Here is a 15,383-nt window from a genome sequence, read left to right on the forward strand (position 1 = left end):
GTCCAACTTTTGGGGGGCAGATCACACCTAATAACCCTTTATCTATCACAAAGGAAAACTATTTAACTCTAGTTCAAAATTCATATTTCTATAGAAACCCTGAATTTAGTGCAAGACTCTACGAAAATATTGTGGGATAGGTGGGTATTCACCATTCTGATTACGATAATTCTTCGTACCATAAAAAGAGAGTATTTCTATATTACTTGGGGATTCATTCTCGTGTTCAACATAAATAGCATCGGGATTAAATAGCTCAAGCATTTTGTCTAATTCTGCTATTGCATTATTGATGTTATGACACTCTGCGTAGCCATATGGTGCAATGGAATTTGATACAGGTTCGTATGAAAGTCTAATACGCATCCAATACGAAAAGTTCTTTAACCATTGTTGTTCTGTTTGACCAATAATAAATTTGGGCGAATAAACTAAGCAGCTTACCCAACAATTTTTATTGGGGTGTTTTGCAATGTGAGCATAGTAATAACCTAAACTCGGTTGGTCAGCAAAAAGAAGGGCTAAAAATTCACAGTCTTTTACATAGGCATATAATGTATTAAACGGATACGTTTTTTTATTATTAATTTTTTCTACTAAGTTATCGACCATAAAGTAATTTAACGAATTGAAAATAACATTATGGTAGATATAAATTTAATAGATCACGATAGAAAACTCTCTAAAACATTTTTTGAGTTTTCTGTTGTTTTACTAATCATAATAGTGATAATTGACCTATCTTTAGCTATCGTGGATAGCAAAGTAGGTAGTCTGAGTCTATAAGACTACGCTTTACGGTGGTAAAGTGACTCAAACTCTCAAATGTTCCTCAGCGTTCTGAAAAGGACTCCGTGTATTCGGGAACGCATACTTTACATTTCTGATGACCTGTTCAGGGAAAAATTATTCCCTGTGGGTAATTTCTCCTTGAGCGTTTTTTTAACATCAATGGAGAACTCTTTATGAGCAATTCACGTACTCAAAATTTGGATTTATTTGATCCATTTGAATCTCAACCAAAATCTATCTTCAATAAATTGGGAAATAAACTCGGCGGTATTGCGGTTTCGACAAAAAAATTCGCAACGAAAAAATACCTAGAGATGACCCAAGGTATCAATCAACGTATTGCAGAAGAAGATGAGCAACTTCAAGCTGAAATATTTTCTCACCTTGAAGCACAAGCGGAAGAATTTGAACAAGAACTTAGTCAACGTCAAAAACGTTGGTTTTGGATTTCGTTTATTCTCATACTGATATCGTTTTGTATCGGTGCAATGGGAGTATTCTTCCTTTTAACATAATAATTATTAACCCATTGGGGAAATGTTTTTCCCGATGGGGTGGCATTTCCCCTTTTTATTTAAAGGAATGAAAAATGCCAAAAAAAATTAACATTTTATTCTCCGCTATTGGAGATGTTCTTCCGAAGAACTGGAAAGAAAGACCTGATTGTTTATCTGAATTAACAGAGAGTGCATTAAATGCTTGGAAAAATCGTGAACCGCTTGAAAAAACGGTAAGGTTTTTGCATAAAATGCCAAAACAGAACGGTTTACATTTTCGATTCTTTACAGTCACCGAGCAGGAAAATGGCTCATTATTAGTTTCTAGAGGAGGTAATAATGGGTAAATATAAAGTGCTATCACGTATTGGTGATGACTTACGGCAAGGGGGATCACTGGTTGGTGCAGGTGTGACTGGTATGATTATTTTATCTGACGATGTCTCGGCATCTGAGGGTGGGGTCATTATTGCAATAGGTCTATTTATGTGGATAATGGGACATCTATGTATCTATGCTGCAGAAAAGATTGAGTGTATTAACCAGTAATACATCTAGAAGAACATAACATAGGAGAGGAGAAAAACTTATGACACCAGTACAGTTTGTTATTGCTGTATTAGGCTCATTAGCTTTAGTTGCAGGGATCTTTGTCGGTCTTGTCTATTGGGCAAACTGGGACATTATCACTAGGGACTGGAAAAAAGAGACTAAAAGATAACTAACCATTCATTTTTACACTAAAAACCTAATCAATCTGATTATTTGATTAGGTTTTTCATCATCCCACGGGGAAACATTTCCTCGTGGACGTGTTTCCCCATTTTTATTTGGAGAAACACAATGAAAATTTTAACCGCTTATTTCAACTCTCAATTAGTTAATGCGGGCTTGCCTGATAACCTTGAGATCAATTGGTCTCTGAGTTATTGTCAAGGCGATGGCGTAGCATTTTATGGTACGTTGTATTCTAGCTATTGGAATGATTTATTTAAAAAAATCTACCCAGGGCAAAAACGTAAACAACGTATGTTTGAGAGACTATTGAAATCTATTTTAGATTGGGAAAATTATTACCATAAGATTGTAATCTATCGCAATCAATTTGGATATCGTTACGCCCATTTCAACACGATGGAGATTGATGCCCCACAAGCTGAAAATCTCAGTTTCTTTTATGATGTAGAGGCTAAAAAAGAATGGTATTTTTCTGCAGATAATGTGTATAAATACCAAGCTCTATGGAATGATTTTATCACTGATTTAGAAGAATATATTCGAGACTTATCTAAACGCTTAGAAAGTGAGGGATATCGAATTATTGAGGCTACGCCTTATGAATCAGAGGTGGCTTATAAATTTGAAACGAAGAATTATCGAATCGAATTAATAACTGACCCACTTCCATTTTACGATCATCATTTTGAAACCTATATGTACGATTGTGATTTTGAAAATATTGAAACCCTTTGTAGCGAAGCCTTAAAAGGACAAGCTCGTTTCGTCAATGTCTATGCTCAGGTATTGGATAAAAAAACAGGTATTGCTCTAGGCGAAGATTATTTGGGTTCATTAACCTATGATCCCAAGGATAAATCCCTAGGAGGCTATCGCCAAATTCTTATTCGAGAAGCTATTAAAGCAGCGAGAGCAGACGATGGTTTAATTAGTCGTCAAGCACAATTGATGAAGAAAACTCAAAATTCACAAACTTATACAAGCAATTGACTGGTTGCTAGGCAACAGTTTGTACCCCCATAGGGAATACCATCCCTAATGGGGAATGCGTGTTCCCTTTTTCTTTGGAGAACACGTTATGAATAATCAAACTACACAACAAAATACTAAATTTGATCTATACCAAAACATAACCGATAGAATCGTTATGGCTCTTGAGGCAGGAACTGCACCTTGGTTAAAACCGTGGTCGAATACAGAGAGTAAATTAACTTTACCTCGTAATGCGATTTCTAACCGTTATTATAATGGTGTAAATGTGCTATTACTGTGGCTTGCTGCGGCTGAAAATGGATATCGTCAATCTAAATGGATTACGATGAAAGCGGCAAACGATCTAGGGGCTCGTATTCGCAAAGGTGAGAAAGCTACACTAGTAGTTAATTACAATCCTGTTGAGAAAGAAAAACTCGATGAAGATGGTAATGTTGTCTTAGATGATCAGGGCAATCCAGAAATGGTGCGTTTTTCATTTATCAAAAACCATTATCTCTTCAATATTGAACAGTGTGAAAATTTACCTGCTCAGTATTATGATGTAATTGACGAAACACAATCTCAGCCTGAACAGCAATATCAAAAATTTGCAGAGATTAGACAAATTGTTGAAGGTATTAATTTAACCGTTGAGGTGAAACCGAGCAATAAAGCGTTTTATCATCCCAAAGTAGATACTGTAGTGATGCCTGAGATGAAACAATTCAACTCAGAAGAGGGATTTTACAGTGTCCTTTTACACGAGATGACCCATTCGACAGGGCATAAAGATCGTCTCAATCGAGAAGGCATTACTTCAGGTAAAGCCAAATTCGGTAACGATATTTATGCATTTGAAGAACTTGTTGCTGAAATGGGCGGTGCATTTTTGTGTGCTTATCTTGGCTTTGATACAGTACCACAAAATGCAAGTTATATTGAAAGCTGGATTAAGGTATTAAAAGAGGATAAACGAGCGATATTCCGTGCGTCGGGAAAAGCTCGTGAAGCGTGTGATTATATGTTGGATACACTTAAAGTGATGCAACAATATGAACGCCTTAATGCAGCATAACTAATCATTGCCGAAAGGCATTTCCTAGGGGATACCTATTCCCCTAGGGCATAGTGTATCTCCCTCATTTTGGAGAATACTATGAATACTATACCTCGCAGACATAATAATTGGCTTATTATCGGTAGAGATAATAATGGGAAACGACATAAAGAGCGTTTTTTATTCTATTCTCGTCGTGATGCCATTCGATTGTTTCGGGAAAAACACAGTTGTGTTGGTAAACACGGAGCAATTGAAACTGTGATTCCACAATTTGGCTGGTATTAATCAGTCTTCCCATAGGGATATTCAATCCCTATGGGCATTGTGTATCCCTTTTATTCACTTAAATGGAGAACACAATGTTTAACTTAAACTTGTTTAAACGACCCATTGAGCTTTCAACACTTGAATCTTGGTCTAAATTCTGTGATGATGTCGGTAAAGTTGCATTTATTGCAATTCCACCGATGATTTACAGTAATTACGCACTTAGTATCAAAGTTGGGAATATTATCGCTTTATTGGTGATAACCTATGGCTTCTTACTAGCAGCTAGAAAAATCCGTCAATTTATTGATAAGGAGAAAACAAAATGGGATTAACAATAGGTCTTTGGTTTATTGCTTTTGTCGGTGTTGCACTTGTTATTTGGGCTAATAGCTTATTAAAAGAGCAAGAAGAGCGCCATAAAGCATTGAAAGAATCGAAAAAATAGCACCTTTTAAACTCAATGCGGCACATTAGTGTCGCATTATCTTTTAACCCTTGGGGTACATTTACCCTATGGGCGTAATGTATCCCTTTTATTCAGGAGTACATTATGCCAAATTGGTGTCAAAATAAACTAGAAATCATTTGTGATTTAAAACAAGCTGAATTAATCAAGCCTAAACTATTTGAACCATCGAAAACAGGAGAATTAACCCTAAACTTTGATTTACTTGTAGCAATGCCAAAATCGCTTTGGATTGAATCAAGTAGTGTTGGTGACAGAGCTATGGAGCTTTTGAGCCTGTCTCAAAGTAAAAAGATCACTCGAGCCTTACTCAAAAGGTTCATACGGTCGAATTCTGAACTTAATCGGATTTATACAAAAGCAAAACACCATAAGTGGAGGGTCAGCAATTTTATCCATTGGCTATCAAAACGCCCAGATGAACAGGAAAATTTATATCTAAATTTAGCAATAGGGCGACAATATCTTACCAATTTGTCCCAGTATGGACATAAAGATTGGTATGATTGGTCTATAGCTAATTGGGGATGTAAATGGAATGTTTGCTCTGAAAATTGTGAAGTATGCTTGAATGAAGATGGAACTATAGATTGTTGGTTTGATAGTCCTTGGGGACCTCCTGATGCTTGGTTTAGGGTTCTATGCGAAGCCTTCCCACAAATAGAGTTTAAACTCTCATTTTTTGAGTCTGGGATGTGGTTTGCTGGTGAATATATCGCTAACCAAGATGGTTCATTTAGTGAACTCTATGTGGAAGATTGGGATATTAAAGCATTTGCTAAAGATGTTTTTTATGAGAAATTCGATGAGGATGACTTAGATGAAACAGACTAATTTAATGAAAAAGCAATAACTTTTCAGCTAAAAACTAAACTCATTATAGGTTAATCCTATTTCACCCTAGGGGTAATTCCCTAGGGGGATTACTCCATTTATATGTTAGGAGTAATCCAATGGAAAATTTTGAAAAACAGTTTATCGGCTTGTTTCAACGGATAGCACCACATTATCGACGTTCAGAAGTGTTCTATGACTTTATTACACTATCAGCACTCGATATGTACCTGGTAACCTACCGAGAACACGCAGCTCCAGCTTTACGAGAAAGATTTTCTCATTCTAAAGCGAGATATTCAGAGGCTGAGTTCATTCAGTTGGTTGAATTGCTATCAATAACCGTTAATGCCTTGACACAAAAACGCTATGATTTCCTTGGCTCAGTATTTATGAGCCTAGATCTTGGAGATGGCTATAAGGGGCAGTATTTTACACCGTCCCATATAGCAGATTTGATGGCAAAAGTTACTCTACAGGGATGCGAAAACATTATTGCTAAACAAGGATTTATTACCTTGTATGAGCCTACGTGCGGCTCTGGAGTAATGGTTATCGGGTGTATTAATGCAATGTTTGAGGCTAAAATCAACCCTCAGCAATGCCTTTGGGCACAATGTCAAGATATTGATTTTACTGCTGCGATGATGTGTTATATTCAGCTCTCACTACTGCATATTCCTGCAAGTGTTGTTGTTGGAGATACACTATTAAATGAAACAAAAATTCAGATGTATACATTGGCTCATTTAATAGGTAATTGGGAGCATAAACTGGAGCAGAAAAAGAATACAGAAATGCGTTCTCAATCTGAAACAGATATAATAGATGTAATTTTAGAGAATATGACATCGGAACAAATCAATCATAGTAATGGAGTTGAATTTATAAAAGAACAGGATGCTGAAAAGCAAGAGACGGTTCAAATACTTGAAATTGATGACGATGATGTTATTTTTTATTAACTATACAGAAAGCGGTCGGAGTGCCGCTTTTTTACAGTTGATAAAGTTAAATATAATGAAGCAATAACTGCTATTAAATTTGTTATCAGGTTCATTATTTCATAAACTTCAATATAGCTATTATTACTAAATACTACTTCTCCTTTGTTGCTAGGTAAAGGGTATTCGTCATTACTTATGGGAGCAATCATATCAATTCTTACTGTTAATCGTGTTCGGCTCATAGTCTATCCCTATTCTTCTTTTTATAACCTGTAAGTTTGAATTAAATTGTTCAATAAGAAATTCATTGTTAATTGAGTGATGTTCAATTATTGAACGAGTAAACTCATCACTTTTATTAAAATATGACAATAGTAGATACTTATTTATTCTATTCTTTTTTTTACTTCCTTGTCTATTTAAATTACTTTCTTTTCTAAAAGGATGTATGAAAAATTTAAGAACAGAAATAATAAAGAAAAGAAAAAAACAAATATAACACATCGACAATATCAATAATTGGTTAATTTTAAAAGTTGAATAATAAAAAACCAAAAACAGTATAGGGAAATACATTAAATTGGTTAAATATATTTGAATATAACCAAAACTGAAATAATTTGGTTTTTTTTGTGTTATTTGTTTTATTTCATCTTCCAATCTAAGCAATTTACTTAATTGTTCCTGGTTTATTTCGAGTTTACTCATATTTAATGGCATAAATACCTACTTATATTCAATATAGTTTATAGCTAGAAAATAGTTACTTTGTAAAACAGAATCCCCGTTATCCGTATAATTATTGAAAATATAAAAATGACGGTTAGCTATGACGGTGTGCCACGAACCAGACGCATATTCTTCCCACGTTAGTCTTTTTTCATTTCATTCACCTATATCAAAGCTTAACTATTATTAGATATTAGATTCTTTAGTTGCTCTAACTTTTCTTCTAAATACCTATCAGGATAGTTCATTGGAAAGCTAATCATTATTTGCGTACATTTTTCTGACTTAATTTTTTCAATCAAATCATCATTAAGTTGATTAAGGAAAAAAATTTCATTCAGAAATACATTTTTATCTACACACTCTGGCGTAAAATCTATCTCACAGCTTTCATATTGGATTGTGTTTTTTCCCTCTCCATTTTGAAATAAAGATTGAACACCAAAGTCTTTGGTCGCATATTTTGTTGCTAGTTCAATGATTTTTTGTTGTTCTGAATTATCTGTAATTTCAATCCCAACAAAACTATCATCAGAATATGGGGAATGACCATATTCTCCTCGTCGAAGTTCAAATTGTATTGCTTGGTTAGAGTTTAAAAGGATTCTAATTCTATTATTCTCTAGTAATGAAAGACCGATTTTTTCAGATTTACCCGCTTTTAATGTAACAGAGATTGCACCATCGACACTTTTAGTAACTGCTTTATCTAATAGTTTGTTCATAAAATACTCCTATTCAAAAGTTAATGCTATTACTCTGATTTTTTTAATTCAGCAAGCTCTTTTTCATATTTTGAAAGTACATCATTCAGAATTTCTTGTGAGCTGGCTTTTGTTACTCCATTCTTAATTTTCTGTATCTCAAGCTCTAAGAATGCTATACGAGTTCTTTTCTTTGCGATATGAAATTCATCTAAAAAAGTTTGTTTACTCATAATTTACCCTTATTCAAAAGTTAAAGTTTATTTATCAGCAATATATATTACATACGCAAATGCAACTAATAGTATATAGCTGATAACAAGGAATGAAATGATAAACGTAAAAAATACAGGTATTTCATCAAGGGAATTTAGAAGTGCCATTGTGTCTAGTGAAAAAATAATTTTGGTTAATGTAAACCCACCTATTCCACCGATTAAAACGGAAAATAATACGGCTATATTTTTAATGTGATTAGGCATTTCCATTTTTACTCCTATTCAAAAGTTAATACTTTTGGTTATCTTTAAACTTTTTCCACACACGCTGAACCGTACTTTCGCTAACATTCAAAGCCTTTGCTGTTTTAGTTATTGAAATACCATTCTTACGATGCTGGATAATCGACTTATGCACTTCTACATTTGGCTGCCGACCACGATATCGCCCTTGCTGTTTAGCTAATTCAATTCCTTGGTGCTGCCTTATTCTTCTTTTGCGATAGTCATCGTGTGCAATACTAACTGCTAACTTAAAAAACATATTTTGCATTGCTATGAATAAATCTGACATAAGAAAGCCAGGGTCAAAATTCTCCGATGAGTGACCTAAATCCTTTGATATTGTTTCAAAATCAAATACCTCTGGCACTTGTATTTTTGCCCCTTTAGATCTAATAGCATCAATAAGCTCCAATGCTTTCTTCGGCTCCAACCTTGTTAGTCTGTCAATACTTTCTGCAACAACAATATCGTTTGGCTGTAAATCACCAATCAATCTATACAATTCGGGTCGTTGCTCCCATTCAGTCACACCAGAAATTTTTTCTCTATAAACAGCTGCAACATAAAATCCCTTAGTTCGAGTATCCTCGATAAGTTTTTCCTGTCGCTGTAAATCTTGCTGATCCGTAGAGACTCTCATATAAATTCTTGCTGTCAGCATTTACTACCTTCATTTAACTCTGTGAATTGTGCCACTGGCATTTAAGTCTATATTCTTTCTATATGCCCCTAGCATTTAGTACTTATCTGATAGGGTTATTTATCTATACCCTAATGACAGTACCTATTCTGCAACACTTCATATGCATTCAGAAGAATTAAGTCTTTAGGAAATATTTATAGTTTTTAGTTGAAGCAAATAGTGAATTTAAAAACACTGAAGCAAATTTCTAATGGCTGTAAAAAAATGATTCGAAAAATCCTACGTATATTTTCTGTAATGTTATGGGCAGATTTTATATTGGCTGAAGCAAATATGTCGCCGTTATGCCACGCAGATCCGATGTATTCTGAATATAACTATGGTGGTATTTGGGAGCGTGATGAAGATGGTAAGTTGGTTTGTAACTTTTGGCAATTTCTACCAGATGGGGAAAATGAGCGTCCAACTACAATAATCGGGTCAGAAGAAAGCGAAGAAAGTGATTTTTACATTACGCCCGAAAACAATGATGCGGATGAAGTCATTGAATATTATGATTATGGTGACTCAGATTTATCCGATGAATAAAACTGGAAGCTCATAAAGGGAAAAGGCTTTATAAGGGGAGAAGGGGCAAGGGTAAACCGCTCCGCAGGGGCGGAGCGGCCCTACCCGAAATGGTCTTATAAAAGGGCTAAAGGGCTAAGGGCTAAATGTTAAATGCAAATTTCATTTGTTTTTGCTCTTGTCTAGATATGCCGATTTCTGTTGCAATATTTTCCCAATTTGAAACTGTTTTGAGTACTTCATCATAAATTGTTGTTGCTTGAGCTGGCGTTAATTGGAAAAACTCTGCAACATCAAAAGCTAAGCGATAGTCCAACCTATTATCTCGGTCAGTGATATTTAGATGTAATCCTTGAGATGAGCGTGTAGGATTTAAATCATAAGCAGGCGATAAAATCCATCCCTTAGAGCTACTATCAGAGTTGTAAATGAAACCGTGATTACGTAGATGGTCATCTGTATTGGATATAGCTATATTAAATATGATCCGTTTCCATAATTGTGCAAGATCATTGCGAACCTGAGTCCCATTTTTCGTTAGAAACTCCGCAATTTCGAGATAACTTGCTTCGTAAGCTCCATCATAATATCCGAGTTGAGTCAGTGCTGAAGTGAAATGTTTACGTCTATTATTTGTTCTATCGAATCGTTGAGTAAGAAAAGTATGGTGATGGTTGTTAAACTTCTCTACTCTACAATAAGACATTTCAATTCCAGATTGAATCGCCAGTCGATATGCCAAATATTCCCATAATGCTATATCATAATCATCATATCGACTAGGAAACTTGGCAATCCATAACTGATTATGCTCATCAACAACTGACGCTTTAGGTCTAGCCCCACCTAGCGAAGAACCTGGTGAAATTAGCATATAAAGCCACTTTAAATAATCAGGATCATCTATATTGTTATTTTCCACTTGATTTGCTGCAAATTCCAATTCTCTTAAAGAGGATATTGGGGGGGAGGCAAGGCGATCGTTATTATCTAAAAACGCTCCGTCTAGGTCAGTTTTAAATCTTAATGCCCCCATCCTATTCATATCGTGTACGCCAAGTAAATAGTCACTTTCGGTAAGTAGTTTGGGTTTACGATCTTCCTGATTTGCTAATGCAGCCTCCCTTCTTTTCATTAGTAACCGCCCCCATCTATCAGGGCAAGAATCTAGAAAAATATGAAAATTTTGATCGTTGGAACTATATTGCTCTCCACTGTACAAATGCAAATTGGGGTCAATTTGTTGTACAAATGGGGAGATTAACCAATCACGATCGTAACTAAAGCGAAAGTTTTCTTTCCCTCTAACGATATCAGAAGACAATATACCGACAAGCTCAGGTTTTAAAAGAGTATCCCAGTCGGCAAATACATAAATTTGCTTACTCATTATCGTTTCCTTAATAGTTCAATATCCTGCAATTTACGCCCAAGCTCATCGTCTATAGCTACATTCCTAAAATCCTGTTCTAATCCTAATACACCAAGCACCATTGAATAATATCCAATAGAAACATTAGGATCGCCATTCATAATTTTACGAATCGTCATACGGCTAAGCCCTGTTCTTTGGGATAGCAATACTTGAGTGAATTTCCGTCTTTTTGATGCTAGCCTGATATTCTCACCAAACTGCGATAACGGCTCTTGATATTTAGGGAAGAGTTTCGGTGATTTTGATTTACTGACCATTATAATTGCCATTTATCTATTTTTTGTAAATTATAATGTTCATTTTTTGTGGATGCAATTACAATTAGAGCTTATTGTACCCTTTGGCTTCTAAATTACGCTTTTGAGAGATAAATAGTTGTATATTTGTAATGTTCAAAATAAATTCTCTTGATACTAAACTTATCCTATTATAGGATAACCAACGACTTAGAGGATGTGAAGAAGAGAAACATTAGTAGGCTCAGACCCCTCTTTGCATAAGACTAAAACCCCAGCATTATGTTGGGGTTTACTTTTCAATCTGACAGGGTAAATGTCTCCTCGGTCATAAAACAAAGCAGAGGCCCGTAAGAGCTTACCAAGACCAGCTTATAATGAGCAATATTGGTATGTTAGGCAGCGGCTAACACAGTGGGAAACTTCGGTTTCCCATCACTTTTTTAAACTCTTCCAATTCAAATTTACTTTCCTGTTCCCAAAATTTCTGCATATTGTTCTAATACAATAAAAACCCCAAGTGTAATAAACGATGCTACAAAAATTTTTACGTACCTTCAGAACAACAAAACATCAAAACCAGCAAGTTTTCACACCTGTTTCAGTAGAGGATGGCTACCATCGCCCTAAAACTGGCTCAGAATTACTTGATACACCACTACGCCAACAATATCTCTCCACGATTTGGCAGAATGTCTCAATGACACCAGAGATGTTCAATACGCTTTATCGTAAGCCTATTGAAAAATATGCAGAAATGGTGCAACTATTACCCGCATCAGAATCTCACCATCATTCTCATATAGGTGGAATGCTCGATCACGGTCTAGAAGTCATATCTATCGCTGCAAAATTAAGACAAAGTTATATTCTGCCTCAGAATGCGATTCCCGAAGAACAATCTAAGCAACGAGATGTATGGACTGCAGTCGTTATTTATGCAGCACTACTACACGATATTGGCAAATGTGCTGTTGATATTGAAGTTTTTTTAAGAGATGGAAGCAGATGGTTTCCCTGGCAAGGAATACCAACGCAGCCATATAATTTTCGTTATATAAAAGGTAGAAATTATGATTTACATCCTGCGTTAGGTGGTTTTTTTGCCAACTTACTTATCCCTAAATCAGCATTTGATTGGATTGCCCCGTTTCCTAAGGCTTTCTCCGATCTAATGTATTTTGTTGCTGGTCATACTGATAAAGCAGGGATTCTTTCTGAAATTATACAAAAAGCAGATCAAATTAGTGTTACGATGGCTTTAGGCGGTGATCCTAATAAGCTAGCAGAAAAACCTCAAATGTCTTTCGCCAAACAATTATTAATTGCTTTACGCCAGGTTATTGAGAACTACAAATTCAATGCCCAACAAGGAGGATGTGATGGTTGGCTGACGAATGATGGACTATGGGTAATGAGTAAAAGTACTGCTGATAATATTCGAGCTATTTTGATAAAACAAGGTATTGCAGTGCCTAGTCAAAATGGGAAGTTGTTTGACGAGCTACAAACACATAAGTTAATTGATATTACCTCTGATGGAAAAGCGATTTGGAGCTGTAAAGTGACCTCTAGCCAAGGTTGGACACACGATAAGCCTTTTTCATTGTTGCGAATACCTGCCCATATTGTTTGGGAAAGTATTGATGATCGTCCAGTGCTATTTGAAGGTAGAGTTGAATTTAATAGTAACGTTGACTCACAAGGGGTTAATGAGCCACTTCATATGGATATAACATTCTCGTCTTTAACAACACAAAATAATAGTGAGGTTGCCCCAAATATTAATCAATCAGTTTCAATTACGGAAGATATTCCACAAGCCGAATCCACTGGGGCAGATTTTGAATTGCCCATAGTAGAAAATTTAGAGATGTTGAGTGGAATAGCGATTAAACATCCATCACAACCAGTAGAAAATATCAATACAGATACATCCTTAGAATTTGTCCTAGATATGTTCCCTGTGTCAGGTGTTGAAAGTATAAATACTGAGCCAGTAAGGCAGACCTCAGTAATAACTGAGTCAGCTATTAATAATGAGACTGTAGCAGAGCAACAGAAGCCCAAAAAAGAATTAAAATCAGAGAATAGCTCAAAGAAAACTAAAGTAACAAAAACCAAAACACCTAAAACAAACACAGATATAGACATATCGAATGAGCAATATGATATTAGCCCAGAGTTAGATCCATTAAAATTCATTGATTGGATTAAGGCTGGAATTATTTCAGGTAGCCTTTTTGTGAACCGTCCAAATGCAGTAATACATAAGGTAGAGGATCATCTATTTCTTGTTACGCCAAGTATATTTAAGATATATTTGAGAGATGTAGTGAAGCGCACTGATACGGCATCGTGGGAGTTACTACAGAAGCGTTTCCAAACTCTAGGCATACACCGCAGACAGCACCTTGAAGGGGATAGCCGAAATATTTGGAAATGTTCAGTGATTGGACCTAATAAGAAATCAGAATTAAGTGGTTTTTTGATTCAGGATCCTAAATTACTTATTGGGGACAAGCTATTTTTAAACAACCAATGGTTGACATTACAAGGAGAATTGAAATGACTTTTGACCAATTTCTAGAAGTGTTTTTTAAAATATAAGAACTTGCGACCTAATACCGTGAGAAGCTATAAAAATGTAGTTGCTCAATTATTGAATCAATATCCAAATTTAAAACCGCAAGAAATTACAGATGAACATATCATTGAGTGGCGAAATATTATGCTTCAGAAAGCAAAACCTATTAGTTGGAATAATTATGCTCGTCACCTGAGAAGTATCTATAATTTTGGCATTGAAAATGAACTATTGATATTTAGAAAGAATCCTTTCAAAGTCTTTTTTGTGAGAGAGGGTAAAGAGAAAAAGAAAACGTATACTGATGCAGAATTAGAAGTTATAGACGGTCTATTTGATAATGAGTACTGGCTTGATCGGTATCTCTCCCCTAGGTGGTTTATAGCTGCAATAATTAAAGTATTTCGATATACAGGTATGCGTCAAAGTCAGCTAGTAAATTTAAAAATTCAAGACATTGACTTATCTAGACGAGTTATCTGTATTTCCGCAACAACAAATAAAAATCACAATTATCACGAAATTCCTATATCCACTCATTTATATCCTTTTTTGGAAAAAATGGTTTATGAAATGAAAATACGTAAGCGGGTTGGCACAGATCAGTTATTTAATCTAAATGTTGTTTCTCGTAGAACATTAAACCGTAAACGAAATATGTCAGTTCATCAATTAGAAAACATCTTCAGGCATATCTCAAAGATAGTAGGGTTTCGTGTTTCATCTCACCGTTTTCGACATACCATAGCTACTAAATTAATGAAGAATCCTGATAATTTATATATAACAAAGCAATTATTAGGTCATTCTGATCTCAAAGTAACGCTAAGCTATATTGAATATCATAGTGATATGCTTAGATCTTGCGTAGATAAATTATAGATGGTTATAGCAAAATGTAGGAGATTAAATGGGAGTTAGCCTTCTACATTTTTTCGATATACCTATTAGATCAAACCTCTAGAGCGATGTCTAGAGGTTTGTCAGCGGTCTGAGATGCCTTTAGGCATCTTTTCTTCAGCACTTTTGGTAGCTTACACCTAATTAAGTAGCACTTATGGCAGCTTACGCCCTTGGATGTAATATATCTATTTCTTAGTACTATTTCAAGAGATATAAAGAAATATCTTTTATTTATCTTTAACAATACAAATATTGTAACAACAACACCTAATTAAATTGAGATAATATTCACATAACGAAAATTTTCTAGTCTTCTAGGCTTTACACGAAGTTTTTTCTGAGTAGAATGGATCCTGTTTAGAGTGAAAAATACTCTGAACACGATCCCTTTTTTTAATATAGCCTGGTATCTTGGACGGATGATTCAAAATCCGCCGCCCTTAAAAGCGTGTCGGTTCGAGTCCGACCACTGGCACCAACTTAATATTCTAATTACT

Annotated in this window: 22 protein-coding genes; 14 read left to right on the top strand and 8 right to left on the bottom strand. The window is 35.2% G+C overall.

The genetic code is table 11. From position 1 onward, the window contains the following. Nucleotides 1–105: 105 nt before the first annotated feature. A complete protein-coding gene (locus tag ACWIW0_RS01215; protein ID WP_454451866.1) occupies nt 106–612 on the bottom strand; it encodes a hypothetical protein in 507 nt (168 codons plus the stop codon). 353 nt (nt 613–965) lie between these two features. Between ACWIW0_RS01215 and ACWIW0_RS01220 the strand changes: the two genes are divergently transcribed. The 11 genes from ACWIW0_RS01220 to ACWIW0_RS01270 all read left to right on the top strand — a co-directional run bounded on the left by ACWIW0_RS01220 (nt 966) and on the right by ACWIW0_RS01270 (nt 6,597). Beyond that, complete coding sequence (locus ACWIW0_RS01220; RefSeq protein ID WP_454451867.1) at nt 966–1,307, top strand: hypothetical protein; 342 nt, start codon at nt 966–968, stop codon at nt 1,305–1,307. Nucleotides 1,308–1,381: 74 nt separating this feature from the next. Further along, nucleotides 1,382–1,636: a hemophilus-specific protein gene (locus ACWIW0_RS01225; protein ID WP_218194813.1), complete on the top strand. Its 255-nt coding sequence runs from the start codon at nt 1,382–1,384 to the stop codon at nt 1,634–1,636. Nucleotides 1,637–1,643: 7 nt separating this feature from the next. Next, nucleotides 1,644–1,838, top strand: coding sequence for a hypothetical protein (locus ACWIW0_RS01230; protein WP_454451868.1), 195 nt, complete (start codon nt 1,644–1,646; stop codon nt 1,836–1,838). Between the two features lie 40 nt (nt 1,839–1,878). Continuing rightward, nucleotides 1,879–2,010, top strand: a complete 132-nt coding sequence (locus ACWIW0_RS01235) for a hypothetical protein (protein WP_262508701.1) — start codon at nt 1,879–1,881, stop codon at nt 2,008–2,010. Between the two features lie 122 nt (nt 2,011–2,132). After that, the gene (locus ACWIW0_RS01240; protein WP_454451869.1) at nt 2,133–3,017 is read left to right on the top strand and encodes a hypothetical protein; all 885 of its coding nucleotides are present in this window, start codon (nt 2,133–2,135) and stop codon (nt 3,015–3,017) included. 88 nt (nt 3,018–3,105) lie between these two features. Beyond that, nucleotides 3,106–4,077, top strand: a complete 972-nt coding sequence (locus ACWIW0_RS01245) for an ArdC family protein (RefSeq protein ID WP_218194811.1) — start codon at nt 3,106–3,108, stop codon at nt 4,075–4,077. 81 nt (nt 4,078–4,158) lie between these two features. Further along, nucleotides 4,159–4,347 (top strand): hypothetical protein, encoded by a 189-nt coding sequence (locus ACWIW0_RS01250; RefSeq protein ID WP_454451870.1) that lies wholly within the window; start codon nt 4,159–4,161, stop codon nt 4,345–4,347. Nucleotides 4,348–4,421: 74 nt separating this feature from the next. Further along, on the top strand, nt 4,422–4,664 hold the full coding sequence (locus tag ACWIW0_RS01255) for a hypothetical protein (RefSeq protein WP_218194809.1): 243 nt from the start codon (nt 4,422–4,424) through the stop codon (nt 4,662–4,664). Continuing rightward, entirely contained in the window at nt 4,655–4,777 is a 123-nt protein-coding gene (locus tag ACWIW0_RS01260) for a hypothetical protein (protein WP_262508700.1), read from the top strand. Before ACWIW0_RS01255 ends, ACWIW0_RS01260 begins: the two co-directional genes overlap by 10 nt. Nucleotides 4,778–4,882: 105 nt before the next feature. Next, complete coding sequence (locus ACWIW0_RS01265) at nt 4,883–5,632, top strand: DUF1281 family ferredoxin-like fold protein (RefSeq protein WP_454451871.1); 750 nt, start codon at nt 4,883–4,885, stop codon at nt 5,630–5,632. A 119-nt stretch (nt 5,633–5,751) separates the two neighbouring features. Further along, nucleotides 5,752–6,597 (top strand): N-6 DNA methylase, encoded by an 846-nt coding sequence (locus tag ACWIW0_RS01270; RefSeq protein ID WP_454451872.1) that lies wholly within the window; start codon nt 5,752–5,754, stop codon nt 6,595–6,597. Here ACWIW0_RS01270 and ACWIW0_RS01275 read toward each other — a convergent pair. The 5 genes from ACWIW0_RS01275 to ACWIW0_RS01295 all read right to left on the bottom strand — a co-directional run bounded on the left by ACWIW0_RS01275 (nt 6,594) and on the right by ACWIW0_RS01295 (nt 9,176). Next, nucleotides 6,594–6,821: a hypothetical protein gene (locus ACWIW0_RS01275; RefSeq protein ID WP_454451873.1), complete on the bottom strand. Its 228-nt coding sequence runs from the start codon at nt 6,819–6,821 to the stop codon at nt 6,594–6,596. The genes ACWIW0_RS01270 and ACWIW0_RS01275 overlap by 4 nt on opposite strands. Before the next feature lie 663 nt (nt 6,822–7,484). Next, a complete protein-coding gene (locus tag ACWIW0_RS01280) occupies nt 7,485–8,033 on the bottom strand; it encodes a hypothetical protein (protein WP_454451874.1) in 549 nt (182 codons plus the stop codon). Between the two features lie 29 nt (nt 8,034–8,062). Beyond that, on the bottom strand, nt 8,063–8,245 hold the full coding sequence (locus ACWIW0_RS01285) for a hypothetical protein (RefSeq protein WP_454451875.1): 183 nt from the start codon (nt 8,243–8,245) through the stop codon (nt 8,063–8,065). Nucleotides 8,246–8,272: 27 nt separating this feature from the next. Continuing rightward, the gene (locus ACWIW0_RS01290; RefSeq protein ID WP_454451876.1) at nt 8,273–8,500 is read right to left on the bottom strand and encodes a hypothetical protein; all 228 of its coding nucleotides are present in this window, start codon (nt 8,498–8,500) and stop codon (nt 8,273–8,275) included. 19 nt (nt 8,501–8,519) lie between these two features. Next, nucleotides 8,520–9,176: a recombinase family protein gene (locus tag ACWIW0_RS01295; protein ID WP_218194804.1), complete on the bottom strand. Its 657-nt coding sequence runs from the start codon at nt 9,174–9,176 to the stop codon at nt 8,520–8,522. 246 nt (nt 9,177–9,422) lie between these two features. Between ACWIW0_RS01295 and ACWIW0_RS01300 the strand changes: the two genes are divergently transcribed. Continuing rightward, nucleotides 9,423–9,746: a hypothetical protein gene (locus tag ACWIW0_RS01300; protein WP_454451877.1), complete on the top strand. Its 324-nt coding sequence runs from the start codon at nt 9,423–9,425 to the stop codon at nt 9,744–9,746. Nucleotides 9,747–9,867: 121 nt separating this feature from the next. Here the strand turns inward: ACWIW0_RS01300 and ACWIW0_RS01305 are convergent, their stop codons facing one another. Together ACWIW0_RS01305 and ACWIW0_RS01310 are read right to left on the bottom strand one after the other, a co-directional pair. Continuing rightward, on the bottom strand, nt 9,868–11,115 hold the full coding sequence (locus ACWIW0_RS01305; RefSeq protein ID WP_454451878.1) for a type II toxin-antitoxin system HipA family toxin: 1,248 nt from the start codon (nt 11,113–11,115) through the stop codon (nt 9,868–9,870). Next, nucleotides 11,115–11,429 (bottom strand): helix-turn-helix domain-containing protein, encoded by a 315-nt coding sequence (locus ACWIW0_RS01310; protein WP_454451879.1) that lies wholly within the window; start codon nt 11,427–11,429, stop codon nt 11,115–11,117. The genes ACWIW0_RS01305 and ACWIW0_RS01310 overlap by 1 nt, the downstream gene beginning before the upstream one ends. Before the next feature lie 499 nt (nt 11,430–11,928). On the opposite strand from ACWIW0_RS01310, the gene mobH reads away from it, so the two are divergent. Beyond that, nucleotides 11,929–13,968 (top strand): MobH family relaxase, encoded by a 2,040-nt coding sequence (gene mobH / locus ACWIW0_RS01315; RefSeq protein WP_454451880.1) that lies wholly within the window; start codon nt 11,929–11,931, stop codon nt 13,966–13,968. 90 nt (nt 13,969–14,058) lie between these two features. Continuing rightward, a complete protein-coding gene (locus ACWIW0_RS01320) occupies nt 14,059–14,865 on the top strand; it encodes a tyrosine-type recombinase/integrase (RefSeq protein WP_454451881.1) in 807 nt (268 codons plus the stop codon). Nucleotides 14,866–15,383: the final 518 nt, after the last annotated feature.

It is taken from the genome of Ursidibacter sp. B-7004-1, from assembly GCF_053654055.1.

Coding starts and splice junctions, on each gene's coding strand:
- ACWIW0_RS01280 (WP_454451874.1), bottom strand. CDS start 8,033: ATGAACAAACTATTAGATAAAGCAGTTACTAAAAGTGTCGATGGTGCA.
- ACWIW0_RS01245 (WP_218194811.1), top strand. CDS start 3,106: ATGAATAATCAAACTACACAACAAAATACTAAATTTGATCTATACCAA.
- ACWIW0_RS01225 (WP_218194813.1), top strand. CDS start 1,382: ATGCCAAAAAAAATTAACATTTTATTCTCCGCTATTGGAGATGTTCTT.
- ACWIW0_RS01250 (WP_454451870.1), top strand. CDS start 4,159: ATGAATACTATACCTCGCAGACATAATAATTGGCTTATTATCGGTAGA.
- ACWIW0_RS01260 (WP_262508700.1), top strand. CDS start 4,655: ATGGGATTAACAATAGGTCTTTGGTTTATTGCTTTTGTCGGTGTTGCA.
- mobH (WP_454451880.1), top strand. CDS start 11,929: ATGCTACAAAAATTTTTACGTACCTTCAGAACAACAAAACATCAAAAC.
- ACWIW0_RS01300 (WP_454451877.1), top strand. CDS start 9,423: ATGATTCGAAAAATCCTACGTATATTTTCTGTAATGTTATGGGCAGAT.
- ACWIW0_RS01295 (WP_218194804.1), bottom strand. CDS start 9,176: ATGCTGACAGCAAGAATTTATATGAGAGTCTCTACGGATCAGCAAGAT.
- ACWIW0_RS01255 (WP_218194809.1), top strand. CDS start 4,422: ATGTTTAACTTAAACTTGTTTAAACGACCCATTGAGCTTTCAACACTT.
- ACWIW0_RS01285 (WP_454451875.1), bottom strand. CDS start 8,245: ATGAGTAAACAAACTTTTTTAGATGAATTTCATATCGCAAAGAAAAGA.
- ACWIW0_RS01240 (WP_454451869.1), top strand. CDS start 2,133: ATGAAAATTTTAACCGCTTATTTCAACTCTCAATTAGTTAATGCGGGC.
- ACWIW0_RS01305 (WP_454451878.1), bottom strand. CDS start 11,115: ATGAGTAAGCAAATTTATGTATTTGCCGACTGGGATACTCTTTTAAAA.
- ACWIW0_RS01220 (WP_454451867.1), top strand. CDS start 966: ATGAGCAATTCACGTACTCAAAATTTGGATTTATTTGATCCATTTGAA.
- ACWIW0_RS01275 (WP_454451873.1), bottom strand. CDS start 6,821: ATGAGCCGAACACGATTAACAGTAAGAATTGATATGATTGCTCCCATA.
- ACWIW0_RS01215 (WP_454451866.1), bottom strand. CDS start 612: ATGGTCGATAACTTAGTAGAAAAAATTAATAATAAAAAAACGTATCCG.
- ACWIW0_RS01270 (WP_454451872.1), top strand. CDS start 5,752: ATGGAAAATTTTGAAAAACAGTTTATCGGCTTGTTTCAACGGATAGCA.
- ACWIW0_RS01310 (WP_454451879.1), bottom strand. CDS start 11,429: ATGGCAATTATAATGGTCAGTAAATCAAAATCACCGAAACTCTTCCCT.
- ACWIW0_RS01265 (WP_454451871.1), top strand. CDS start 4,883: ATGCCAAATTGGTGTCAAAATAAACTAGAAATCATTTGTGATTTAAAA.
- ACWIW0_RS01235 (WP_262508701.1), top strand. CDS start 1,879: ATGACACCAGTACAGTTTGTTATTGCTGTATTAGGCTCATTAGCTTTA.
- ACWIW0_RS01290 (WP_454451876.1), bottom strand. CDS start 8,500: ATGGAAATGCCTAATCACATTAAAAATATAGCCGTATTATTTTCCGTT.